At 63.8% G+C, this 24368-nt stretch carries 18 protein-coding genes; 10 read left to right on the top strand and 8 right to left on the bottom strand.

Annotation, left to right across the window (positions count from 1 at the left end):
* Position 1: 1 nt before the first annotated feature.
* The gene (locus ACJJV2_RS12410) at positions 2–700 is read left to right on the top strand and encodes a membrane integrity-associated transporter subunit PqiC (protein ID WP_405281294.1); all 699 of its coding nucleotides are present in this window, start codon (positions 2–4) and stop codon (positions 698–700) included.
* Between the two features lie 119 nt (positions 701–819).
* Here the strand turns inward: ACJJV2_RS12410 and ACJJV2_RS12415 are convergent, their stop codons facing one another.
* The 3 genes from ACJJV2_RS12415 to ACJJV2_RS12425 all read right to left on the bottom strand — a co-directional run bounded on the left by ACJJV2_RS12415 (position 820) and on the right by ACJJV2_RS12425 (position 3624).
* The gene (locus tag ACJJV2_RS12415; protein ID WP_043331847.1) at positions 820–1359 is read right to left on the bottom strand and encodes a glycine zipper 2TM domain-containing protein; all 540 of its coding nucleotides are present in this window, start codon (positions 1357–1359) and stop codon (positions 820–822) included.
* 369 nt (positions 1360–1728) lie between these two features.
* Complete coding sequence (locus ACJJV2_RS12420; protein ID WP_405281297.1) at positions 1729–2352, bottom strand: hypothetical protein; 624 nt, start codon at positions 2350–2352, stop codon at positions 1729–1731.
* A gap of 87 nt (positions 2353–2439) precedes the next feature.
* On the bottom strand, positions 2440–3624 hold the full coding sequence (locus ACJJV2_RS12425; RefSeq protein ID WP_405281300.1) for a GGDEF domain-containing protein: 1185 nt from the start codon (positions 3622–3624) through the stop codon (positions 2440–2442).
* 709 nt (positions 3625–4333) lie between these two features.
* Between ACJJV2_RS12425 and ACJJV2_RS12430 the strand changes: the two genes are divergently transcribed.
* The 8 genes from ACJJV2_RS12430 to ACJJV2_RS12465 all read left to right on the top strand — a co-directional run bounded on the left by ACJJV2_RS12430 (position 4334) and on the right by ACJJV2_RS12465 (position 11987).
* Entirely contained in the window at positions 4334–4834 is a 501-nt protein-coding gene (locus ACJJV2_RS12430) for a hypothetical protein (protein WP_405281302.1), read from the top strand.
* Between the two features lie 344 nt (positions 4835–5178).
* The gene (locus ACJJV2_RS12435; RefSeq protein WP_166019319.1) at positions 5179–5793 is read left to right on the top strand and encodes a CBS domain-containing protein; all 615 of its coding nucleotides are present in this window, start codon (positions 5179–5181) and stop codon (positions 5791–5793) included.
* Between the two features lie 250 nt (positions 5794–6043).
* Positions 6044–6658, top strand: a complete 615-nt coding sequence (locus ACJJV2_RS12440; RefSeq protein WP_225347719.1) for a hypothetical protein — start codon at positions 6044–6046, stop codon at positions 6656–6658.
* Positions 6659–6862: 204 nt separating this feature from the next.
* Positions 6863–8053 carry an MFS transporter gene (locus ACJJV2_RS12445; RefSeq protein ID WP_054554976.1) on the top strand — a complete coding sequence of 397 codons (1191 nt, stop codon included), beginning with the start codon at positions 6863–6865 and terminating at the stop codon, positions 8051–8053.
* Between the two features lie 367 nt (positions 8054–8420).
* Positions 8421–9194 carry a DUF969 domain-containing protein gene (locus tag ACJJV2_RS12450; RefSeq protein WP_405281307.1) on the top strand — a complete coding sequence of 258 codons (774 nt, stop codon included), beginning with the start codon at positions 8421–8423 and terminating at the stop codon, positions 9192–9194.
* Positions 9191–10102: a DUF979 domain-containing protein gene (locus ACJJV2_RS12455; protein ID WP_405281310.1), complete on the top strand. Its 912-nt coding sequence runs from the start codon at positions 9191–9193 to the stop codon at positions 10100–10102. Before ACJJV2_RS12450 ends, ACJJV2_RS12455 begins: the two co-directional genes overlap by 4 nt.
* A gap of 76 nt (positions 10103–10178) precedes the next feature.
* On the top strand, positions 10179–10838 hold the full coding sequence (gene pcp / locus ACJJV2_RS12460) for a pyroglutamyl-peptidase I (RefSeq protein ID WP_225347715.1): 660 nt from the start codon (positions 10179–10181) through the stop codon (positions 10836–10838).
* Positions 10839–10940: 102 nt separating this feature from the next.
* Positions 10941–11987: an asparaginase gene (locus ACJJV2_RS12465; RefSeq protein ID WP_284726304.1), complete on the top strand. Its 1047-nt coding sequence runs from the start codon at positions 10941–10943 to the stop codon at positions 11985–11987.
* Between the two features lie 242 nt (positions 11988–12229).
* Here ACJJV2_RS12465 and ppc read toward each other — a convergent pair whose 3' ends face one another.
* The 5 genes from ppc to cysM all read right to left on the bottom strand — a co-directional run bounded on the left by ppc (position 12230) and on the right by cysM (position 20886).
* Positions 12230–14878: a phosphoenolpyruvate carboxylase gene (gene ppc, locus ACJJV2_RS12470; RefSeq protein ID WP_043331859.1), complete on the bottom strand. Its 2649-nt coding sequence runs from the start codon at positions 14876–14878 to the stop codon at positions 12230–12232.
* A gap of 332 nt (positions 14879–15210) precedes the next feature.
* On the bottom strand, positions 15211–16179 hold the full coding sequence (gene mazG, locus ACJJV2_RS12475; protein ID WP_405281315.1) for a nucleoside triphosphate pyrophosphohydrolase: 969 nt from the start codon (positions 16177–16179) through the stop codon (positions 15211–15213).
* Positions 16176–18440: a GTP diphosphokinase gene (gene relA, locus ACJJV2_RS12480; protein ID WP_043331860.1), complete on the bottom strand. Its 2265-nt coding sequence runs from the start codon at positions 18438–18440 to the stop codon at positions 16176–16178. The genes mazG and relA overlap by 4 nt, the downstream gene beginning before the upstream one ends.
* A gap of 56 nt (positions 18441–18496) precedes the next feature.
* Positions 18497–19900 (bottom strand): RsmD family RNA methyltransferase, encoded by a 1404-nt coding sequence (locus ACJJV2_RS12485; protein WP_043331861.1) that lies wholly within the window; start codon positions 19898–19900, stop codon positions 18497–18499.
* On the bottom strand, positions 19900–20886 hold the full coding sequence (cysM, locus tag ACJJV2_RS12490; RefSeq protein ID WP_131431465.1) for a cysteine synthase CysM: 987 nt from the start codon (positions 20884–20886) through the stop codon (positions 19900–19902). Before cysM ends, ACJJV2_RS12485 begins: the two co-directional genes overlap by 1 nt.
* A 221-nt stretch (positions 20887–21107) precedes the next feature.
* Here cysM and ACJJV2_RS12495 point away from each other — a divergent pair, with 221 nt between their 5' ends.
* Positions 21108–24356, top strand: coding sequence for a response regulator (locus ACJJV2_RS12495; RefSeq protein WP_405281320.1), 3249 nt, complete (start codon positions 21108–21110; stop codon positions 24354–24356).
* Positions 24357–24368 lie beyond the last annotated feature (12 nt).

The raw sequence follows: 24368 nt of genomic DNA on the forward strand, positions 1-24368 counted from the left end.
CATGAGTCTCTCGACCCGTACAGCCGCCATGCCGCAAGCGTGCAGCGCGTCTGCCTCACCGCGCACTTCCACGTCGCACAAGGGCCGCTTCGGCGGCCTGATGGCAGGCTTGCTGATGCTCGGCACATTGGCGGGCTGCACGACTGCCGCCACCGGTGGCGCCTACCTGCTGCCACAAACGACACAGGGCGGTGCCGCCCAGCGCAGCGTTGCCGCCGATGCGCCCCTGCTGGAAGTGATGCCGGTGCAACTGGCCAGCTACCTGGAAGGCGGCAGTCTGGTCTATCAGACGGACGACATCACGCTGGTACAGGCCAGCCAGAACCTGTGGGCCGATGACCTGCAGGACATGCTGACCCGCCAGCTGCTGACGCAGCTCAAGGCCAGCCCCGCCCAACCGCTGAGCCAGTACCGTATCGCGGATACCAGCCTGAGCGGCCTCAAGGGCGCACGCCTGAGCGTAAGCCTGGATCGCTTCATCGGCCGCCATGATGGCCAGTCCGTCATCACCGGGCGCTGGCGCCTGCGCGGCGTGGATGGCAGCGTGCTGGAGGAAGGCGACATCCAGACACTGACTCCCCTGATGGATGACGGCTATCCGGCGCTGGTCAATAGCCTGGGCGAAGGCTGGCGTGTGGCCGGCGAGCAGTTGGCACGCGAGATCGCCAAGGCACTGCCGGCCACGGCGGATGCCAGCTGATGACCTGACGGCCTGATGGAAAAGAGCACGGCTGGATAACCAGAAAGCTGGATGTCCAAAAAAAAGAAGACCCCCGACGGAATCCGTCGGGGGTCTTCTTGTCTGGCGGCTAGCTGGCCTCAGCCTTGCTGGGGCAGCACCAGCTCACCGTCACGGATCTCGAAGCGCTTCACGTCCGGCTTGTCCTCGAGACGCACGGTGCGGGTCTCGTCACCCATGTCGACCTTGACGTCGTAGCCGACCACCTTGTCTGACGCGTCCTGCACCGTTTCGCAGCGCTGTTCGGTCGTGGTGTAGGTGTCGCCCTTCTTCATCTGACCCTGGATCTGGTTGCCGGCATAACCGCCACCCACGGCGCCCGCGGCTGTCAGCACCTTCTTGCCATTGCCACCGCCAAACTGATTGCCCACCACACCGCCGACGATCGCGCCGACGGCCGTGCCGACGACATTGTGGGTGTCCTTGCTGGGCGCCTGATGCGTCACGGTCTCGTTATGACAGACCTCGCGCGGGGTGGTCACGGTTTCCGTCACGGCATCCACCGCCACGATATCGGCATATTCAGGGCCTGAGTTGCTGGCCGTATAGCTGCCGATCGCCACTCCACCGCCAATGCCCAGTGCAGCCACGATCGCGCCAATCAGGATGGACTTGTTCATGCGTGTTCTCCTCACCGAATAGTGTTGCAGCCTGGCTCGTCGGCCAGTCAGCCAAGCCCCTGGATGACACTTGAGGGGCTTGCCGCTGCGTTCGGAGAGTAATCTAACACTGTTCGATAAACTCGGTAATGTGGCAACTTCACCACCCGGTCGTCGCCATTTCGCAACATCGAACATGGAAAAGCCGGGTTCTACGCTAGATCATGCCTTATATTAGCAATTTCTTGGCAAGCAGGCTTGCGGCCAGAAAACCCCACTCATCGCCCTGACGCTGACGCGGGCTGTACGAGTCGGACAGGACGAACAGGGCCGGTGCGAGCGCCTCAGCTCGCACCGGCCCTTGTCTTGATGGCCCTGACCGCAAGCCACTCAGTCCAGCTGATTGGCCGTGATGGACACGGCTTCATCGTTGCAGAACTGCACGCGGACATCTTCCCACCAGTTCAATAGACGGCAGGACGTGTCATCGGCAATCGTCTCGCTGATATCACTGGGCTTGCCCAGCAACGAGATGGCCTGTGCCTCACTCATGCCCTGCACCAGATAGCCATCATCCAGCGCTGAACGAATGCGGTACTGGCGCTGACTCTCCTCACGTGCGGCCAGGGCACGCTCTTTCTCACGCGCCAGGCGCTGTGCGGTCGGGTCTTCGCCTGAGGTTTCCTCTACCACGTCAGCGGCGGGTACCACCGTCAGTGAATCATCCAGCGTGACGGGGGTATCGCCCTGCTGACAAGGCTGCTGCTGCCAGGTGGGCACCCCCGCCTGCATACAGCGAAAGATGCTGTTGTTGGCCTTGGCGGCAGGCGGCAGAGAGGGTGTCGCCGGGTCGGCAATCACTTGCGCCCGGGGCGCCTGCCCGTCACTCGAAGACTCTGCAGCATTCGGCGACTCCTCCGCCTGAACCGCCGCAAGCGGCATACCACTGACCAGCGTCGCCACCAGCAGTCCCCGCAAGAGCCGGCGCGACACGCTGCCACAGGAATCCATCATCAACTTGTCTCTCCGCTTGGTGAGAGCGTGGATCATGCACGGATATCACGCCCAATGAGGTGAAATGGCAAAGCCATCATCCTTGCGTCAGCGCTTCCACTGATAGACCTCATCGGCGGTCTGCACATCGTCATGGTGACTGACATCAGAGCGACTGGGGGTCGAGGCCGCTGCGCCTGATCCATCGCCCGGAGCGTCCAGTGGCGGCATGCCTGGCATGGCCAGCCTGTCGTGGCTGTGGCCGTGATCAGACGGCTCGATCTGATCGAGACTGGCTGCGCCGTGATCGGGCGTATCCCAGACGGTGACTACCCGATTGCGCCCTTCGCGCTTGGCACGGTACATGGCCTGATCGGCACGCTGCAGAAGGTCCGGCAGCAGTGATTCCGCGCAAGCGGCCGGTCCGCCCTGGGCCACCCCGATACTGATGGTGACCCGCAGCAGCTGGCCGTTGCTCAGCGTGAAGGCACGACTGTTGATCGAGAGCAGCAAGCGCTCGGCTGCGTGCTGGAGCCCTTCTCTGTCCTCCGTCGGGCACAGGGCCACGAACTCTTCTCCCCCCTGGCGGCACAACTGATCACTGCCGCGCAGGTGATGACGCAGTCGTTGCGTCAGCTCTATCAGCACCTCATCGCCAATCGCATGCCCTTGCGTATCGTTGATGGCCTTGAAGTGATCGACATCGATCATCAGCACTCCCAGGCCACCACGACTCAGCAGACGCGGCCCCTCTTCCAGCAAGGCAAAACGAGACAGCGCCCCCGTCAGCTGATCATGGCGCAAGTCACGACGGTAGCGCTTCTCGCGCTGCTCAGCCTCCCACCCGATCTGCACGGCCACCACCGCGATGAAGGTGACGGAAATCACCAGGTTGACGACACTAGCCAACGACATGAACTCATAGGAGACGATATAGACCGGGCTGGTGAGGTATTGGGCACCGATATAGAACAGCAGCAGGACACCACTGAACAGTAGCCGTTGAATGCGTGACAGGGACGCGATACAGACGAAGAAGATGGCGACGATATGGAAATACTCGAAGCCACCCTCGGCGCCGAACTGGTGTTCCCACCATGCCGCCTTGGCAGACACCGGCACCACCAGCAACAGCAACGCGGTATTCATGTACCCCTTGCGGTGGAACATGATGGCCAAGACGTTGAGCAGGACGCCGATGACATTGATCACCACCGGCTGCGGATAAGGCTGCAGGCCCAGCAGAGCGAAGTAGCCCAGCTGACAGCCGAGCGCACTGATATAGATCCACATGAACAACTGATAAAGCACGAGGTGCCGCTCAGCCAGCCCCGCCGGAGCTGGCCACCGCCACTTCATGTTTACCGTGCGCAAGACACTCTGCCGACTTCCCGCTTTGCGACGGCGATCTGCTTTCGCCATGATTCCTTCCTCATTTACGGCACTTCCCGTGTGCCTCCGCTGCGCGCTACCTGATAATTTTACCTGCCTATTCTATCTCACGCTGCTATATGAAACGTGACGGCCACTTTCATTGCGCACCCTACAAGGCATGCAGAGCAGCCAGGCACATGGCCCGCGATGCACCGCAAGCTGTACTCTTCGACACTAGCAATTCCGCCTGAACCGCGTGGCTCACGTAGCAGGAGCCTGAACGTGAAGCATCAGCAATCTCGAGGATCAGCAGTCGAAGATTCTCACAAAGTGGGCCTTGTGGGTGACTTGCAGAGTAGTTGAGAGAAGATTTAAGCCCTAGATTCAGTCGTGATGATGACCGGGCTGGAAAAAGTCCGTGACCAGTCAATGGTACTCTTGAGCATGGCAATGCTGACATCTCGCCGCCAGCCTGCATGACCCAGACCACCTGACACTCGGGCCCTCCTCGACGTCAGAGACAAGAACCGGGCAGACAATCGCCCGCCTTCGTGACACCATCAGCGCCTGGACATGGCAGTAGCCGTCACCCACTTTTCCCCGCCGTTTTTAGAGAAGAGAGACTGTAATGGACGCGACCACTCTGACACGCGACTTCCACCTGTGGCAGCGTTTCTCCAAGCAAGATCGCCTGGAACGTGAACATCGTGCTGCCCGCCGCAAGATCGCCGAAGCTGGCACCATGGCGACGCGCATGATCAAGGCCTATGAAAGCATGGCCGCCAAGGGCGTCTCCGAGAATGCATGCTATCGCACCATCTACAAGCAACGCGATGCGCAGGGTGAGATCATGGTGCGCGAAGGCTGGCTCAAGGTGCGTCGTGTGGTCGCGGAAGGCGGCACAACGCGTCTTCGCGGCACGCTGATGACAACGTTCAGCCTGCTGGATGGCGAGCAGGAACCCTCCGATGCCAGCGTCGAGAAACTCACGCTCGAGGTGTATGACGAAATCGTCGCCGGCACCAAGATGAAGCTGGCCTGCAAGGTGGCCCGTTGCGACGCCGATGACCAGACGGACTTCATCACCTTCCTGGATGCCGTACGCGGCGACCTCAAGCAGTGGGTGTGACGCGCCCAAGCGTAAACACCAGCCCCTGATGAAGGGATAACTCCCTGAATCGGCTCAATGATGCCCACCCGCCTCGTGCAGTGGGCATCATTGCTGTCAGGGGCAAGGAGGCTGCTGACTCATGTCAGTGTCGGCCTTCCGGGCGCAGCCTTTGTTTCCTAAATGGAATCTATCCATTTCCCATCTCGCACAGATAGCGACGAATATTGACCTCATAGACCGAAACCCCTGCCACTGTTGCGACAGTAGCAACCTGAGGTTACCCATCGTGCAGGAAACTCCTGGCCCTCGCCTGACTCATAGTACGCAGAACATGCTCGTCATCTGATTACAGGAGTCAGTCCATGAATGCCATTGCACCGTCGGCTTACCACACCCTCGACGTCGAAACGCTCTCTCATGTCACCTCCGCTCGCCTGCCTTTGCAGCCGATCGGCGACATCACTATGGATAGCCCGGCCAGTGAGCTGGTGACGGACTTTGCCGTTACCGCCGGTCGCAGCATTCAGGGCAGCGCCTCCATCGGTCAGGCACTGGCGACCATGAAACAGGCGGGGGTGCGTCTGCTGCTGGTCCACGATCATGATGGCACCTTCACCGGCGTGGTGACTTCGCGTGAGCTGCAGGGTGGCCGAGTCGTGATGCGTGCCATGACCCGCTTCAATGTTCAGCGCGATGAAGTCACTACCGACATGGTGCAGATACCCCGCGCGGAGCTGCAGGGCATTCCTCTCGCCGTGCTCAAGCGCGCCCGCGTCGGGGACCTGGTCGAGACACTACGTCAGAGCGGCGAATCCCACCTGCTGGTGACCGAGCAGGGCGACGATGGCAAACCCAGCGTGCGCGGTCTGGTCGCCGCCTCCCGCGTCGGCAAGGCCTTGGGGCTCAACCTGGAACACCCGCCGGAAGCTCGCAATTTCGCTGATATCTGCCGGGCCGTGCTGGGCAAGTACGAGTGACCCGACAAGGGTAGGCAGTGTTCTCAGTCATCTGGCTGACAGAGGCGTCATGAAGCCGCGTCTTGACAAGATGGTTTATCCCCAGACTGGTGCTTGATTCGGGAAAAATGCTCACAAACGGCGTATGATGTGGCTATCAGCGCGAGATATCACTTGGCAGGCAGCATGGAAGCGCCTGTCGGTCAGAGAGATGACTCGGGCTCTGACGGATATACTCAGCCAACGGATGGTGTAGATGAGGATTTCAGCCATGCCATTACGCTCACTGCGTGATCATCTTTTCAAGCAGCGCCACGTCGAGGTGCTCGTCATCAAACAGATTGATGGCGAGCTCGTGCATGTGTGTGGTGCCGGCATCGTGGAAGGCAGCGGCAGCGTCAGTCACAAGCGGCGTGAGCTGCAGCGTGACAACCATGCCTTTCCGGTGCGCATGCATGATGGCAATCAGGTGCTTCAGCCGGACGACTTCAATCGTCTGGTGCTGCTGGAGGAAGTGACTCTGCATCCCCTTGGCTGCCAGCCGAAGGAAGCCATCTCGCTGGAGGTGGCTGGCCATCGCTATCGTGTCGCGCATACCCCCATGCGCTGCTGGCACTTCCGCGGCCACCTCGTGCTGGAGCGCACGCCCCAGGGCATGCTGCTGAGCACTGAGGACATGACCCTGATTCGCGCCAAGGCGAGTCGCCAGCCAGTCTCCAATACGGCACGCGCCAATGCCGAGCGCCTGCAGAAGACGCCCGCATGGCGCAATGTCGCTCCCCGCGGCCACGATGTGCATGCCGACGGCGCCACGACGCGTCAACGCGCGGCAGCACGCAGGATCGACAGCCCGACACGCGAGCTGGAGCTTGAGCCCAAGTACTGAGGGGCACAGGAGCGGCGCATTGAGACAGATGAATTGAGAAAGGCCCATCGAGAAAGGCGCATAGAGACAGAACGCTCGGCAACTGCCGAGCGTTCTGCTGTCCAGGGTCCGGTTGGAGGAAGAACGGTTCGCGGCAAGACAGCTTGAGCATATGCCGGTATTCTCACAGACCTGTCCTCTCGTTCAGGTTTCCTCATGCGCCGAATGCCAGCATCCCTATTCCTGCTCATCCTGATTCTGGTCGCTCTGAACCTGCGTCCGGCGCTGTCATCCCTGGCGCCCCTGCTGGATCGCATCACCCAGGACCTGGGCCTGAGCACGCTGGCAGCGGGCCTTCTCACCACACTGCCCGTCGTCTGCCTGGGACTGTTCGCCCCACTGGCGCCGCGCCTGGCCCGCCGCCTGGGGGTAGAGCGCACCCTCAGCCTTGCCCTGGTCACTCTCGGCATCGCCCTGTGGTTGCGGGCCAGTGACATGGCGCTGCTGCTGTATCTCGGCACCCTGTTATGTGGTGGCAGCATCGGCGTCGCCGGCACCCTGCTGCCCGCCATCGTCAAGCGTGAGCATCCTGAGCGAGCCGACCTGTTCACCGGCGTTTACACCATGGCGCTGTGTCTTGGTGCGGCGCTGGCCGCGGGACTCAGCGTGCCACTGGCCAATCTTCTCGACAGCTGGCAAGCCTCATTGGCCTGCTGGGCGCTGCTTGTGGTGATCGCGCTTCCCGCCTGGCGCCTGAGCATGCCCCACCCGTGGCCAGAGAAGATGACCAGCCAACAGCAGGCCACCCCCCGCCTGTGGCACCTGCCGCTGGCCCGCCAGGTCACCTTCTTCATGGGCTGCCAGTCTTCCCTGGCCTATATCGTCTTTGGCTGGCTGCCTTTCCTGCTCCAGCAACGCGGTCTGAGCGATATCGAATCCGGCTGGCTGATGGCCGCCTCGGTGATGGCACAGGTGCTCACCGCCCTGCTGGCCCCCGTGATCGGCCGCATGGGGCGCGACCAGCGCCCCGCCATCCTGCTGCTGCTGTCCTGTACCGCCATCGGCCTGCTGGGACTGATGATCGGGCCACTGTCCCTGCGCTGGCTGTTCGCCGTGCTGCTCGGTTTCGGCCAGGGGGGCAGCTTCTCGATGGCATTGACGCTGCTGGTGCTGCGCACCTCCGATGCACGTCTGGCGGGCGCCCTCTCCGGCATGGCACAAGGCACCGGCTACATGCTGGCCGCCCTCGGGCCACTCGCCGTCGGCATTCTGCTGGAAATCACGGCCGACCTGCGCGTGATCGCGTCGCTGTTCGCGCTGATCCTGCTGAGCGCCGCCATGCTTGGCTTCCAGGTCGGCAGGCGTCGCCGTATCTGCCTGCGCGAGGATGGCAGCACCGAAGTGGTCGACGGCTGACACCTTCTCCCCCCATTAGGTGAGGCAAGGCCCCACCAAGGCATCAATATTATCTGTCAGCCATGTCTGGATGATAGATTTTATCGATACTACTTGTCGCTGAAATTTATATATTCCGAATGTCTCATTTGGATTCCTCTGGTGTCGCTCTACCCTCTGAGTTCTCGTTGTAAAGCAACGAACATTGCGCCCTGCCATGTTCGAACGGCACTGCCATGTTCGAACTGCTCGGCCATGGTCAACCAGCCAGGCAATGTTCGACCTGCTTCGCAACGAGACCCTCATAACAACAATCTCACACCCAGAGGCACATGCTCATGTCCTTCGAAAGGATTCGATTGTCCTCCCCCTGCTCGGGAGACACCTCATGCTGTCATTGATCGGCGTAGCCATCATCGTCATCGGCCTGGCACTGCGCCTCAATGCGCTGCTGGTGGTGCTGGTGGCAGGTTTCTCCTCCGGCCTGGTGGCCGGCATGTCACCCACTGAAATTCTCGCCGCGCTCGGTCAGGCCTTTACCGACAACCGCGCCGTCTCGCTGTTCATCATCACCCTGCCGGTGATCGGATTGCTCGAGCGCAATGGACTGCGCGACCAGGCCGAACATCTGGTCCAGAAACTGCGGGCTGCCAGCGCCGGGCGCATCTCCTTCAGCTACCTGGTGCTGCGCAAGGCGACCAATGCCTTCGGCCTGCAGCTCGGTGGCCACCCGGCGATGATCCGGCCGCTGGTCGCCCCGATGTCAGTCGGCGCCGCCGAACGTGATCTCCCCGAAGAGGCGCTGAGCTCGCCATGCTTCAAGGCCCTGAGCCAACGCATCCGCGTTCTGAATGCCGTCAGCGAGAACTTCGGCAACTTCTTCAGCCAGCTGATCTTCGTGGCTTCCGGCGGGTTGTTGCTGATCAAGAGCGTGCTCGACAAGAGTGGCGCCAGCGTCAGCCTGGCCGACATGGCAATGTATGCCATTCCCACCGCGCTGGTGTCACTGGTGGTGGTCTTCGTGCTCTGCCGCCGGCTGGACGCACGCATTCGCCGTGAACATCAGCTGCTGCGCGAGGAATACCCCCAGCCCTCCGGCCAGACCAACGCGACACCAGGCAAGGACACCTTCACCACTTCTGCGACGGAGAGCCACTCATGAACGGTATCGACGCTCTCTACCTGATTACCGGCTTCGCCATCATGGCCTTTGCCGTCTTGACGCTCACCGATCGTGATCATCCGCGCAGACTCGGCACCACTGCCTTCTGGATGATCTTCGGCATCAGCCTGGCATTTGGCCAGTGGCTGCCCGATGTCGTGGTCGGACTTGCCATGCTGGCGCTGGCGCTGCTGGCCGCCACCGGCCAGCTCGGGTTCGGCAACTACGGCCAGTTGAGCGATGAGGCGCGTCAGGCGCGCCGCAAGCGTCTGGGGTCGCGCCTGTTCATCCCCGCGCTGGTGATTCCGGTCGGCACCTTCCTTTACACCCTCACGACAGGTCAGAGTGCGCTGGTCGGCCTTGGCGTCGCGACGGTACTGGCCTTTGCCGTGGCACTGCTGCTGCTGCGCGAGAGCCCGGCGACCGGCATGCAGGAAGGTCGCCGCCTGGCCGATGCCATCGGCTGGGCCGCCATCCTGCCGCAATTCCTGGCCGCCCTTGGCCTGCTGTTCGATCAGGCCGGCGTCGGCCAGACCATCGCCGGGCTGGTCTCGAGCGTGGTGCCGGATACCAGCCTGATCGCCTGCGTGATTGCCTACTGCGTCGGCATGGCCGTGTTCACCATGCTGATGGGCAACGGCTTCGCGGCCTTTGCGGTCATCACCTCCGGAATCGGCTATCCGCTGGTCATCGCGCTGCATGGCGGCAACCCGGCCATCGTCGGCGTGCTGGGCATGCTGTCCGGCTACTGCGGCACGCTGATGACGCCGATGGCCGCCAACTTCAACATCGTGCCGGCCGCTCTGCTGGAACTGGATGACCGCTACCACATCATTCGCGCACAGATACTGCCTGCGCTGGTCATGCTGGCCGCCAATATCAGCCTGATGCTGCTGCTGGCCTTCTGATCTCCCACTCTCACCCGCGCATCGATCACCGCCAGCCGTGACCCGCGGTGATCGATGCCAGCCAAGGAATGTCATCATGCGTCGTCTGCTACTCTGCGGCTTCGAGCCCTTCGGCACGGATAGCGTCAATCCCGCCCTCAAGATCATCGAACAACTGGACGGTCAGACACTGGCCATGCACGACCAGCCCGATGAGCGCTTCGAGATCATCACCTGCCGGGTGCCGGTGACACGCTACGCCGCGATTGACAGCGTCATCAAGGCCATCGGCGAGCACGCCCCTGACACCGTGATCATGCTCGGCCAGGCCAGCGGTCGCAGCGCCATCACGCCGGAGCGTGTCGCCATCAACCTGGATGACTATCGCATCAAGGACAACGGCGGCCACCAGCCGGTGGATGAGCCCATCGAGGCCGACGGCCCGGATGGCTGTTTCACCACCTTGCCGATCAAGGCGATGGTCAACGACCTCCAGGCGGCGGGCCTTCCCGCCAGCGTCTCCTACACGGCAGGCACCTTCGTCTGCAACCACCTGTTCTATGGGGTGCAGCGTCATCTGGCGGATAGCCCCATCCGCTCCGGCTTCGTGCATATCCCGGCGCTGCCCGAGCAGAGTGTCGATGGCCGCCTGCCGACCATGAGTCTTGAAAGCATGCTCGAAGGCGTACGGGTGATGTGCGTCAGCGCCATGTCCCATCAGAAGGATGCACGCATCGGCGGTGGCAATATCAGCTGAGCGCCCCCATCGCGTCGCGGCTGAACGCCCGACTCCGACAGCTCCCCTGCAAGCCGGCATGCGTTACAATGCCGGCTTTCCCATTTCTGGCAGGTGGACACGATGACTCCCGAGACACACATCCTGGTGCTGTATACCGGCGGAACCCTGGGCATGGTGGAAAGTGAACAAGGACTGGTACCTGCCGGTGACTTCGATACACGTCTGCGCGCAGCACTGGAACAACTGCCCCCCAGCCGTCGTGGCCGTCTGCCCGCCTTCACCCTGCGCGAGTTTCCACAGCTGATCGACTCCTCCTCCGCGACACCGGCGGACTGGCACACCATCGCCAGCCAGATCGCGGACGCCTACGACAGCTTCGATGGCTTCGTCGTCCTGCAGGGCACCGACACCCTGGCCTGGACGGCCTCCAGCCTCGCCTTCCAGCTCAAGGGCACCGCGCGCCCGGTGATCGTCAGTGGCGCACAGTTGCCGCTGGAAGCCGAGCACAGTGACGCGCTGGGCAATGTCGAACTGGCACTCACCGCCGCCGCCCAGCCGACCCTCAATGAAGTCGTGGTCGCCTTCGGCGGGCAGCTGCTGCGTGGCGTGTGCACCCGCAAGTGGTACACCCAGGACCACCGCGGCTTCACCACGCCCAATGCGCCGCTGCTGGGCGAATGGGTCGATGACCGCGTCGTGCTCTACCCCGGCCGCCTGATGGATGATCAAGGCCCCGCCTTCGAGCTGCCCGACTATGCCCGCCTCGGCAAGGACAGCATCATTCGCCTGCCGCTCTACCCCGGCATCAGCGCCGAGAGCGTGCGTGTGCAGTTGATGCGCCCCGAGGTCAAGGGCGCCGTGCTGGAGCTGTGGGGCAGCGGCAATCTGCCGGAAGACGGCGAGCTTTTGGGGGTATTGGCCGATGCGCGTGGCGAAGGCAAGCTGCTGGCCGGTATCAGCCAATGTCCGCACGGGCCGGTCACCATCGGTCACTATGCGGCCGGCGCAGGCCTGGCCACCGTCGGCGTGCTGTCAGGCGATGACATGACGCTGGAAGCGGCCTTCACCAAATTGCTGCATCTCGTGGCGCTCGATCAGGACGAAGACTGGCAGCGGGAACGCTTTCTGATGCCCTTGGTAGGCGAGCGCGCCAGCGGCCTGCTGTGAGTCCTGGCAGCCCCGCGTGTCGCTGAACTCTTATCGCTGAGCGCTGAGCTCTAGCCACTGAGCGCTGAATTCTGGTCGCTGATCAGGGCGCAAACCAGCCTTCAGCGTTGACCGATAGATAACAGAAAGCCCCCGCCAGGCATGCCTGACGGGGGCTTTCTAGTTTCGCTGATAGGCCTTGGCTAATCCTTCACACCAAGGCGCAAATCAACAGGGCCAGCTGGTTCACCGGATCAACCGAATCAGCCGGTGTTGCGCAGACCGGCGGAGATACCGGCCATGGTCACCATCAGCGCGCGTGACAGCTCGGCGGAGATAGCACCATCGGCGTCGCGGTTACGCTGCAGCAACTCGGCCTGCAGACCATGCAGCGGGTCGATGTAGGGGTTGCGCACATCGATGGCCTGACGGATCAACGGCATATGCTCAAGCAGTGCCTGTTGATCGCGGATCTCCAGCACCACCTTCTCCAGACGCTCGAGACGATCTCGCAGCGATTGCCCCAGCGCCTTCAGGGCCGGCTCATCGACCAGACGCTGCTCGTAGTAGGCCGCCGTCGAGAGATCGGCCTTGGAGAGCAGCATCTCCAGCATGTCGACGTAGGTGGAGAAGAACGGCCAGTCGTTCATCATCTCGCGCAGCACTTCCAGGCCGCCCTCTTCCTGCATGCGCGTGGCGAAGGCCTCGCCACTGCCCAGCCAGGCGGGCAGCATCAGGCGAATCTGGGTCCAGGCGAAGATCCACGGGATCGCACGCAACGTCTCGACGCCACCATCCTGACGACGCTTGGCGGGGCGTGAGCCCAGCGGCAGGCGTGCCAGTGCGGTTTCCGGCGTTACCGAGCGGAAGTACGGCACGAAGTTCGGGTCTTCACGCACCACGCCGACATAGGCCTTGTGCGCGATACCGGCCAGGCGGTCCATCTCGTCACGCCATTGCTGCTTGGGCGCCGGTGGCGGCAGCATGCTGGCTTCCAGCACCGCGCAGACATAGATCTCCATCGAGCGGCTGGCGATGTCCGGCAGACCGAACTTGAAGCGAATCATCTCGCCCTGCTCAGTGACACGCAGCGAGCCGGTCACCGAGCCCGGCGGCTGGGACAGGATCGCCGCATGCGCCGGGCCGCCACCACGACCGACCGTACCACCACGGCCGTGGAACAGGGTCAGTTCGACGCCGTGGCGCTTGGTGACTTCCACCAGCGTTTCCTGAGCGCGGTACTGTGCCCAGGCGGCCGCCAGCTGACCGGCGTCCTTGGCGGAGTCGGAGTAACCGATCATCACTTCCTGACGATCACCGGCCTGCTCGCGATAGATCGGCATGCCCAGCAGCGTGTCGATGACCGGGCCTGAGCGGTCCAGATCATCCAGCGTCTCGAACAGCGGCGCGATCGGCAGACGCACATCACCGCCGATCTCCTTCATCAACAGTGCCACCGCCAGCACATCGGAGGCCTGACCGGCCATCGAGATGATGTAGGTGCCCAGCGCCTCGCGATGCTCGCGCGCGATGACCTTGAAGGTATCCAGCACCTCGCGCGTGTCGGTGGAGCATTCCCAATGGCGCGGGATCAGCGGGCGACGGCCAGCCAACTCCTTGGTGAGAAAGTCACAGCGCTGCTGCTCATCCCACTCGAAATAGCTGCCCAGCCCCAGCGTCTGACTCAGTTCATCGAAGACCTGCGCGTGGCGCGTGCTTTCCTGACGGATATCGAGCTTGGTCAGGGTGACACCGAAGCAGGCCACGCGGCGCAGGGTGTCGAGCAGTGCGCCGTTGGCGATGGTGTCCAGCCCCACATCGCACAGCGAGCGATAGCAGGCCAGCAGCGGCGTATACAGCTGCTCGCGGGTCTCGATGATATCGACGCCTTCGTGGCGCTTGCCGTCCAGGCCCGCCTTGGCCCAGTCACGCGTGCTTTCCATGCGCAGGATCAGGCGGCGCAGGATCTCGCGATAGGGTTCGGCCACATCGCCGGCCTCGGCACGCAGGGCGGCCGTGCACTTCCACATCGACAGCTCCGACTTGAGCTGTTCGAGGTCGCGAAGGTAGAGGTCCGCCGCCATCCAGCGTCCCAGCAGCAGCACGGTCCGCGTCACGCTGGCGGTGACATTGGGGTTGCCGTCGCGGTCACCGCCCATCCAGGAGGCGAAGCAGATCGGTGCGGCGTCCAGCGGCAGGCGCTCACCGGCGGCGTCCAGCGTCATCTCGTCAAGCTGACGGTGGAAGTCCGGCACCGCTTGCCACAGCGAGTTCTCGATGGTGGCAAAGCCCCACTTGGCCTCATCCACCGGCGTCGGACGCTCGTGGCGAATCTCGTCGGTGTGCCAGGCCTGGCTGATCAGCTCGGTCAGGCGTGCACGCGCGAGGGTCGCCTGTTCCGGGCGATCACAGGCACCTTCCATCTGGGTCAGACAGCCCTCGATGGCATCGTATTTCTGGATCAGGGTGCGGCGGATGACTTCCGTCGGGTGCGCCGTCAGCACCAGCTCGACACGCATCGCCGAGAGCTCCTCGACGATCTTCTGCGCGCTGAAACCACGCTCGCGAATGCGCGTGATCAGCTCGCCGAGGTCCGGCTGGCTGCCGGGACGATAATCCTCGACGCGCTTGAAGCGGCCACGGTAGTGCTGCTCGGCGATGTTGGAAAGATTCAGGAACTGGTTGAACGCCCGGGTGACCGGCAGCAGATCACCATCCGGCAGATCACGCAGATAGTCGATCAGCTCATGACGGGCGGCCTGATCGCCCTGCTGGCCCTGTTTGGCCAGGGCGCGGATGCGCTCGATGCGTGCGACGAAGTCATCGCCGAGGTCGGCCGCGATGGTCTGGCCGAGGTTGTCACCGAGAATACGCACGTTATCGCGCAACGATTCATGCAAGTCGTGACTCATGAAACCCTCCTTGGGAGTGACGGTGCTGCCGCGGTCATCTTCCCCTGTCACCAGGGGCACACAGTCAGATAGCTGACAACAGATTCCCTCATTGCGCAAAGACACCTGATGACAACCGGCTGAGGGAAGACACCGGTCTGGCGCTGGTGAAGACACTGGCGCGAAACGGAAAGACCCGCGGCGCAGCAGACCGGAAAGCAGGACAAGACTCGCGTCCTGATCGCTTCCCCTCAGCATACGACCGCGGGCCTTGGCTCCACAATCCGACTATCGCGTAAACTTACTACATTTTTCCAAATGCCCTTTTCCCAATACGCTGCGACGACGCTCCCTCATCGAACCAGCGGCGTCACCGGACGTGCTGCTGACGTCGCACCCTCGCCCTGTCGCGCCTGCTCAGCCGCACGCTCCCGGCGCTTGGCCTCATCCCAGTGCGCATCCATCTCGGCAAGCGAGGCCTCATCCAGCGTGCGCCCTTGCCCTACGATCGCGGCTTCCACATGGCGGAAGCGTGATTCGAAGCGCGCATTGGTAGCGCGCAGCATCTGCTCCGGGTCCGCCTTGAGGGTGCGCGCGAGATTGACCACCGCGAACAGCAGGTCACCGACCTCCTCGCGCGCATGGGCCGTATCACCCTCGGCCAGAGCTTCCTCGACTTCGCCGAGCTCCTCACGAATCTTGGCCAGCACGCCACTCGTGTCCGGCCAGTCAAAGCCCGAACGCGCGGCCTTCTTCGAGAGCTTGGCCGCCCGCGTCAGCGCTGGCAGGCCAAGTGGCACGCCATCCAGTACGCTGTCGCCGGCAGCCTGACTGGCAGGCGCATCAGCGGACTCCTGCTGCTTGAGCGACTCCCACTGGGCGTTGAGCGAGCCTTCGTCGACCTCATGAGTGGCGATGCCCTCACGGCGCGACGCGAGGGTGCCATCCGGGAAGACATGTGGATGGCGGTGCAGCATCTTCTCGGTCAGCACATGGATCACGTCGTGGAAATCGAAGTGTTGCTGCTCGCTGGCGATCTGGGCGTAGAAGACGCCCTGAAACAGCAGGTCACCCAGTTCCGCCGGCAGCTCCTCGAGCACACTGGCATCGGCCGCGGCGCGCTCGATGACATCGGCGACCTCATAGGCCTCCTCCAGGGTGTGCGGCACCAGACTCGCGTAATCCTGGCGGCTGTCCCAGGGGCAGCCGTACTGCGGGTCACGCAGCACGGCCATCAGGGTCAGCAGGTCATCGAGGGTGTAGCGCGCATCAGCTTGCCTGCCTGCATCGACATCGACACTGGCATCGAATCGGCGACTCATGCCTTGTCGCCCCCGACCCGCAGGCGCTTGACGTCGATGATGTTGGGCAGCTGCTGGATGCGGGCGAACACGCGCCCCAGCACGTCGAGATTCTCGACTTCCAGCGTGATCTTGAGCGTGGCGATGTTGTCGAGCTGATCGGTGCGCGTGTTCACCGACAGCACATTGACCTTGTCGCCGCTCAGCACGTTGGTGACATCACGCAGCAGACCGGAGCGGTCCCAGGCCTGGATCTCGATATCGACCGGATACTGATTGCGCGAGCGCTGACCCCAGTCGACATCGACGATGCGACGCGGCTCGTCCGAGCGCAGCTGGATCAGGTTCGGGCAGTCCTGACGGTGCACGGTCACGCCGCGCCCCTGGGTGATGAAACCGGCGATCTGATCGCCCGGCACCGGGTGACAGCAGTTGGCCATGGTGGTCTTCAGATTGCCGACCCCCAGCACCATGACGGCGTCGGGCTTTTCCTTGCCCTGCGGCTTGCGCTGGCGCAGCAGACGCTCGAGCTGCTCCTGATCATCGGTATCGCCGAACAGCTGCTGGGCCTGGTGCAGCACCTGGCCGACGCGCAGATCGCCCGCACCGATGGCGGCGTACATGTCATCACGCGTCGGGTAATTGACGGCGTTGGCCAGCTTGTCACGGTCGAGATTCTCCAGCGCCAGCCGCGAGAATTCCTTCTCGAGCAGCGCCTTGCCCTCATCGACGTTCTGGTCGCGTGCCTGCAGCTTGAACCAGGTCTGGATCTTGGCGCGGGCCCGCGAGGTGCGCACATAGCCCAGATTCGGGTTGAGCCAGTCGCGGCTCGGGCCGCCCTTGGTGGCGGTCAGGATCTCGACCTGCTGGCCGGTCTTGAGCTTGTAGGTCAGCGGCACGATGCGCCCGTCGACCTTGGCACCCCGGCAGCGATGGCCGACCTCGGTGTGCACGCGGTAGGCGAAGTCGATCGGCGTGGCGATCTTGGGCAGGTCGATGACATGCCCCTCCGGCGTGAAGACGTAGATGCGGTCCGGCGCGACATCGGAGCTCAGCCCCTGACGGATCGCCTCCTGGCCGCCGTTCTCGCCGACTTCGTCCTGCCATTCGAGCACCTGACGCAACCAGGCGATCTTGTCCTCGTAGCTGCGGCTCTTGTGGCCGACATCGTGGCCCTTGTAACGCCAGTGGGCACACACGCCCAGCTCCGCCTCCTCGTGCATGTCGAAGGTACGGATCTGGATCTCGATGACCTTGTTGCTCGGCCCCACCACCGCAGTGTGCAGTGACTGGTAGCCATTCTTCTTGGGGTTGGCGATGTAGTCATCAAACTCATGCGGCACGTGGTGCCAACGCGAGTGGACGATCCCCAGCGCCGTGTAGCAATCGCTGACGGTGCCGACCAGAATCCGTACCGCGCGCACGTCATACACCTGGGAGAAGGCGATGCGCTTGATCTTCATCTTCCGCCAGATGGAATAGATGTGCTTGGCACGGCCCGCGACATCGAAGTGCTTGATGCCCTGCTCGCTCATCAGAGTGCGCATCTCGACCAGCAGGTCGGCGATGTAGTGCTCACGCTCCAGACGCTTCTCGGACAGCTGCTTGGCGATGGTCTTGTATTCATCCTCCTCGCGGTAGCGGAAGGACAGGTCCTCCAGCTCCCACTTGAGCTGACCGATGCCCAGGCGGTGCGCCAGCGGCCCGTAGATATCGAAGACTTCGCTGGCCACGCGCATGCGCTTCTCGCGCGGGGCATCCTTGACGTGACGCAGGGCGACGGTACGTTCGGCGATCTTGATCAGCGCGATGCGCACGTCATCGATCATCGACACCAGCATCTTGCGCAGGTTGTCCTGCTGGTCATGCTGCGCCATGCCATGACTCGGCGCCTGCAGCTGACTGATGGCGGCCATGTTGAGCACGCCATCGATCAGGCGTGCCACTTCCTTGCCGAAATGCTTCTCGATGGCCTCAAGCCCCAGATGCCCTTCACGCACCGCACGATAGAGCACGGCCGCGACCAGCGCCGGTTGGTCAAGCTTGAGTTCCGACAGGATGTCGGCCATCTCGAGACTGAAACGGAAACTGCGCAGCGGCTCGCGCCACGGCTTGTCACCGCGGGCGTCCGCCTCGCGCGCCACCTTGAGCGCCACTTCACAGGCCTGCACCATGACCTCGGCATTCACCGACGGGACTTCCTCGCGCAGTCGCGCGACCCACACCGGGATGTCCACACCACCGCTATCGGTCAGCGGCTGATCTTCGCGCACCTTGACCATGACCCTATGTCCTTGAATATCTTGCCATCTTGATGACAGTGCCCGAGGGCACCGCCTCAGTCTTCCGCCCGCTCCAGCAGCAACATCGACTCCAGATGTGCCGTGTGAACGAACATGTCCGCCATCAGGGCACGCGTGACGCGATAACCGGCGTCCTGCAACAGCCGTGCATCACGCATCAACGTGGTCGGGTCACAGGCGATGTACAGCACACGCTGCGGCACTCGGCTGACCCTCCCAGCATGCAGATCACGTGCCAGCTCCTCGCAGAGAGGCTGAGCGCCATCACGCGGCGGGTCTAGTACCAGAAGGTCGATACCCTCGAGTGACGGCAGGGCCTTGCTCAGGTCCGCTCGACGTGCACTCACCTGAGCCAGTCCGTTGGCTTCGGCATTGACCATCAGCTGATCGACCATGCCCTGACTGCCCTCGATGCCCGTCACCTCACTGGCGCCGGCCGCGGCAGCCGCCAGGGTCAGGTTGCCGACACCGGCGTAGAGGTCCATCACCTTGAGGCCACTGACGTCGCCCAGCCATTCGAAGGCGGTGTCGATCAGGCGCTGATTGAGCGCCGCATTGACCTGCACGAAGTCGCCCGGCGAGAAGGCAAGACGCAGCGTCGTTGCGCCGATATTCAGCGAATACGCGGCGTTCGGCGTGCCCGACAGCCACTCCAGCACCACCGGATCACGTCCGACCCGCCAGCCGACCACCAGGCCATGCTGCTCGGCGAAGGCCTGCCAGCGCTGCGCATCACGCGGCACCGCCTTGAGCTGGCGCACCACCACGATGACCTGGCCTTCGGCAGCGGTCAGCTCCAGATGGCCCAGACGCTTGGGTGCCTCGAGGCTTTCGATCAGCTCACGCAGCGGCGCGAGCAGGCGGTCCAGCTCCGGCACCAGCACGCTGCAGGTGGTGATATCGACCAGCTGGTTGCTGCCGCGTCCCCGGAAGCCGAACTGCAACTCACCGGCATCGGTCACGCGTACGCCGATACGCGCGCGACGGCGATAACGGCTTTCATCATCGCCCAGCGGCTGAATCTCGGGCAGCGTCACGCCATTGCGTGTCGCATGTTCGCCCAGCACCTGCACCTTATGAGTGCGTTGGGCATCCAGCGCCATATGCTGCAGATCACAGCCGCCACAGCTGCCGAAATAGGCACAGGGCGGCGTCACGCGACTGTCAGCCGCGTTGTCACGTGCACGCACATGCGCCTCATTGAAGCGCTTGTGGGTGCGGTGGATGGCCAGCGTCACGCGCTCGCCGGGCAAGGCCTGATCGATGAACTGGGTCTTGCCGCTCTCGTCATGGGCGATGCCGCGCCCGTCATGGGCCAGGCGGTCGACCGTCAGCCACTGGCTGTCGGCGTCGCTGGCATTGCGGGTGCCACGGCTGGCCACTTCCTTCTCGCGACGGGTCGGCTTGCGCGCCGGTCGCTTCTGTCCGAGCAGCGCCATCAGGAACGCTCCCCTGCGACGGCTTCATTGTGGGGCGTGTCCTGCTGAGTCATGTCGTCGTCCTGGGTATAGAGGCCTGTCGAGAGATAGCGGTCTCCCCGATCACAGACGATGAACACGATGACCGCATTCTCGACCTGCTCGGCGAGCTTGAGCGCACCCGCCAGCGCACCGCCGGAGGAGACACCGGCCAGAATGCCTTCTTCGCGCGCCAGACGGCGCATGCAGACTTCGGCTTCGTGCTGGCCGATATCCAGCGTGCGGTCGATGCGTGACGCATCGAAGATCCGCGGCAGATATTCAGCAGGCCAGCGGCGGATACCCGCGATGCTGGCGCCTTCGGCAGGTTGCAGACCGACGATCTCGATGGCCGGATTCTGCTCCTTCAGATAGCGCGAGGTGCCCATGATGGTGCCGGTGGTGCCCATCGAGGACACGAAGTGCGTGATGCGTCCGTGGGTCTGCTGCCAGAGCTCCGGCCCGGTGGTGCGGTAATGCGACAGCGGATTGTCCTGATTGGCGAACTGATCCAGCGCCTTGCCCTCGCCACGCGCGATCATCGCCTCGGCCAGGTCCCGCGCGTGCTCCATGCCATCGGCTTCGATCAGCGTGGCCCCGTAGGCACCCATCGCCTGCTTGCGCTCGCTGGAGGCACTGGCCGGCATCACCAGCACCATGCGGTAGCCCTTGATGGCTGCCGTCATGGCCAGCGCGATGCCGGTATTGCCGGAGGTCGCTTCGATCAGGGTATCGCCGGGAGAGATCTCGCCGCGCGCTTCCGCCTCCTGGAACATGGAAAGCGCCGGACGATCCTTGACCGAACCCGCGGGGTTGTGACCCTCCAGCTTGGCCAGCAGCACATTGTTGCGGCCCGCGGTGATGCGCGTCAGGCGCACCAGCGGCGTGTTGCCGACGACATCTGCAAGACTGGGATAATCGGACGCGCCAGGGATGGCGTCACCGGGGGTTTCGCTGAGATGAGACATGAGAGGCAGACTCCAGAGACGCCGCGCCCGGACAGCCGAATGACAGCGGTCAGGCGCTGGCATCGGGACCAAGGACGAACGGGGGGCCACGTCGGGGTGTAGATGATGCGCGCAGTATATCGCTCCCGCCCAGCCCTGTCAGGGCGCTCGCCATCGCTTCGCTCAAGAGCGCGAGGTATGCTTGCCGCTGATGCTCGTTCGCCCTTTGACGATGGATTGCCATGCTGCTTCGTACCCGATTCCAGCTTGCCCTCTTGCTGCTGCCCCTCGCCACCAGCCTGATGTTCAGCCTGTATGCGGTGGACCGCGAGATCAGCGGTGAGCGCCTGGCCATGATGGAGCGCCTGCAGGCCAGCATGCAGGCCATCATGCCGGGCATGGCCAACGCCGCCCTCGCCGCTGACGACCAGCGCCTGCACGAGCAGGCCCAGATGCTGATCGACCAGCGCGACGTGCGCGCCCTGACGCTGCGCACCGCCAACGGCGGCGCCCTGTTGCATCTCGGCCCCAGCCAGCGCCCGGAAACCAGCACGCTGATCGAGAGTCAGGCCTACCCCTCGGACCCGGACTCGCTGGTGATGGTGATGCCGGTCATCGACCCGTGGCGCGAGACGCAACGCGGCGAGCAGATGTCATGGCTGGTGCTGGAGGCCTCCGACACCCGCCTGGTGCTGCATCGCTACCAGCTGCTGGTCGGCTACGGGCTGGCCAATCTGGTCTTCGGGCTGGCGCTGCTGCTGCTGGCCTTCCATGGCTCGCGCCGCATGCTGCAGCCGCTGCATGAACTGGGCGAGGCCCTGACCTGTCTGGCGCGCGGCGAGACACACCGCCAGCTGCCGGTGGCAGGCAATGACGACCTCAGCGAGCTGGCCGAGAATTACAACCGCAGCGTCGAGCAGCTCAAGCGCGCCCGCGAGGACATGCAGGACCAGATCGAACAGACCACCCAGGACCTGCACGAGTCGATGGAAACCGTCGAGATCAAGAACATCGAGCTCGACATGGCGCGCCGCAAGGCGCTGGAAGCCAACCGCATCAAGTCGGAATTCCTGGCCAACATGAGCCATGAGATCCGCACGCCGCTCAACGGCATCATCGGCTTCAGCAACCTGCTGGGGCGCAGCGATCTGGACAACCGCCAGCGCGACTGGCTGGGCCACATGCAGAATGCATCCTCGAGCCTGATGTCATTGATCAATGACATTCTCGACTTCTCCAAGATCGAAGCCGGCAAGCTCGAGCTCGAGAAGGTGCAGATGGACATCGAGCCGCTGATCGAGGAAGTGCTCGCCATGCATGCCCCGGAGGCCCATCGCAAGCATCTGCATCTACTCGGGCTTGTCTATGACGACGTGCCGCAGCGCTTCGAGGGCGACCCGCTGCGCATCAAGCAGGTGGTGACGAATCTGGTCGCCAATGCCGTCAAGTTCACCGAGCGCGGCGAAGTCATCGTGCGCGTGATGGTGGATGACCTCTCCGGCAGCAACACCCGCCTCAAGATCGCGGTGGCAGACACCGGCATCGGCATGGACAGCGCCCAGCGCAATCGTCTGTTCCAGGCCTTCTCGCAGGGAGACCCGTCACGGGCCCGTCAGTTCGGCGGCACCGGCCTTGGGCTGATGATCTCCAAGCGACTGGTCGAGCAGATGGGCGGCGAGATCCAGGTCGACAGCCTGCCCGGCCACGGCTCCACCTTCCTGTTCAGCGTGCCGGTGGCGGTGAGCAGCATCGAGGAGCGCCCGCGCGAAGTCGTGTTCGATCATCAACGCATCTGCCTGATCGAGCCGCACTCGGCCACCCGTCGCGCCCTGAGTTACCTGCTGACCCGCTGGTCGCTGACGCTGGTCGGCATCGAAGAGCAGCCGGACCTGGTGGTGGTCGCGCTGGAGAGCCGTGACCTCAAGCGGCTGGATGAATGGGGTGCACGCCTCAAGCATCTGCCGTGTCGCGTGCTGGGCCTGCTGAACGCACCTCTGCCCGCCGACGCCGAGAACCTGCAGCAGTACGGCATCGACGAAGTGGTCAGCAAGCCGGTCACGCGCCTGCAGATGCGCCACAAGCTGGCCAATCTGCTGCACTCACCTCACCGCGACCCGACTCAGGCGCCGCGCAGCGCCTCCTTCACCTCGTTCGAGCCGGCCACACGCGAGCAGGACGCAAGCACGGCGCCAGCCGCCAAGCCGACCGCCACGCCTGATGCGAGCGCCAAGCCAGCCAGCACCCCTGCCGCGAGCACCACGCCTGCCAAGACGCCACCGGCCGGCCCGCGGCCTGAGCTCACCGCCCAGCCTGCGAGTCAGGAAACGCCTGCGCAGCCTCGCAAGTGCGTGATGGTGGTCGACGACAACCCCTCCAACCGCCTGTTGGCCGAGGAGCTGTTGACCGACATGGGGCTGGACACCCTGGCCGCCCAGAGTGGCGAAGAGGCGCTGGCCTTGGCTCAGGAGCAGGTCGTGGATGCCGTCCTGATGGATATCCAGATGCCGGGCATGAACGGGCTGGAAGCCACCAAGGCGCTGCGTCATCAGCATCGCGAGGGCAACCGCCACCTGCCGGTGATCGCCCTCACCGCCCATGCACTGGCGCATGAACGGCGAGAGCTGCTGGCGGAAGGCATGGATGATTACCTGATCAAGCCCATCGACGAGGGCCTGCTGGCCAACCTGCTCAGCCGTCATCTGGGCATTTCACTGAACCCGCCGCCGCAGGCCGCGCGGTCATCTAGCCAAACGCGCAGCCCTGCCCGCAGCCAATCGCGCAGTCCAGAACGCAACCAACCGCGCAGCCCTGCTCGCAGCCAGGCGGCGTCTGCCTTGCCGCCGGGAGTGAAAGACGCTGCCAGCCAGGCCGAGTCCTCGTCGCCGGCAACGCCACTGCCCCGCTCTGCCGCGAAGAGTCAGCTCAGCCTGGAGCATGACGCCGACCTGCCGGTGGTCGACATGGCGCTGGGGGTAGAGATGGCCGGTGGCCGCGAGGCCCTGGCTCTGGAGATGCTGGGGCTGCTGATCGAGAGCCTGCCGGAGAGCGAGGCCAGGATCCGTCGCGCCTGGCAGGCGCGTGACAACGAGGCAATGCTCGATGGCGTGCATTACCTCAACGGCGCCTGCCGCTACTGTGGCGTGCCACGTCTGGCGCTGCTGGTGGAGGCACTGGAGACCCGCATCCGCGTCAGCGGCCTGTCGCAGCTGGAAGAGGATGTCGATGCCCTGTTCGCGGCCATCGACAGCCTGGTCCAGTGGTCGCACAGCGATGAGGCCAAGTCCTTGCTCGCCGCGCCGCTTGAGCCGGCTAGCCCCGACGGCGAGACGCCTGAGACGCCGACAGCGCCCCCTGTCGAGCCCTCATCCCCGCCCGCCACAGCGCCCTCGGACGCACCCGCTGAGCCATCCGACACAGGCTCGTCATCGGTAAGCAAGCCACAGACGAGCGAGCCACAGACAAGCGAGTCCCAGTCCAAAAACCAGCCCTGAAAGACCAGCCCT

The sequence above is a fragment of the Cobetia sp. Ld8 genome (genome assembly GCF_045066615.1).
GTDB classification, from domain to species: Bacteria; Pseudomonadota; Gammaproteobacteria; order Pseudomonadales; family Halomonadaceae; genus Cobetia; species Cobetia amphilecti.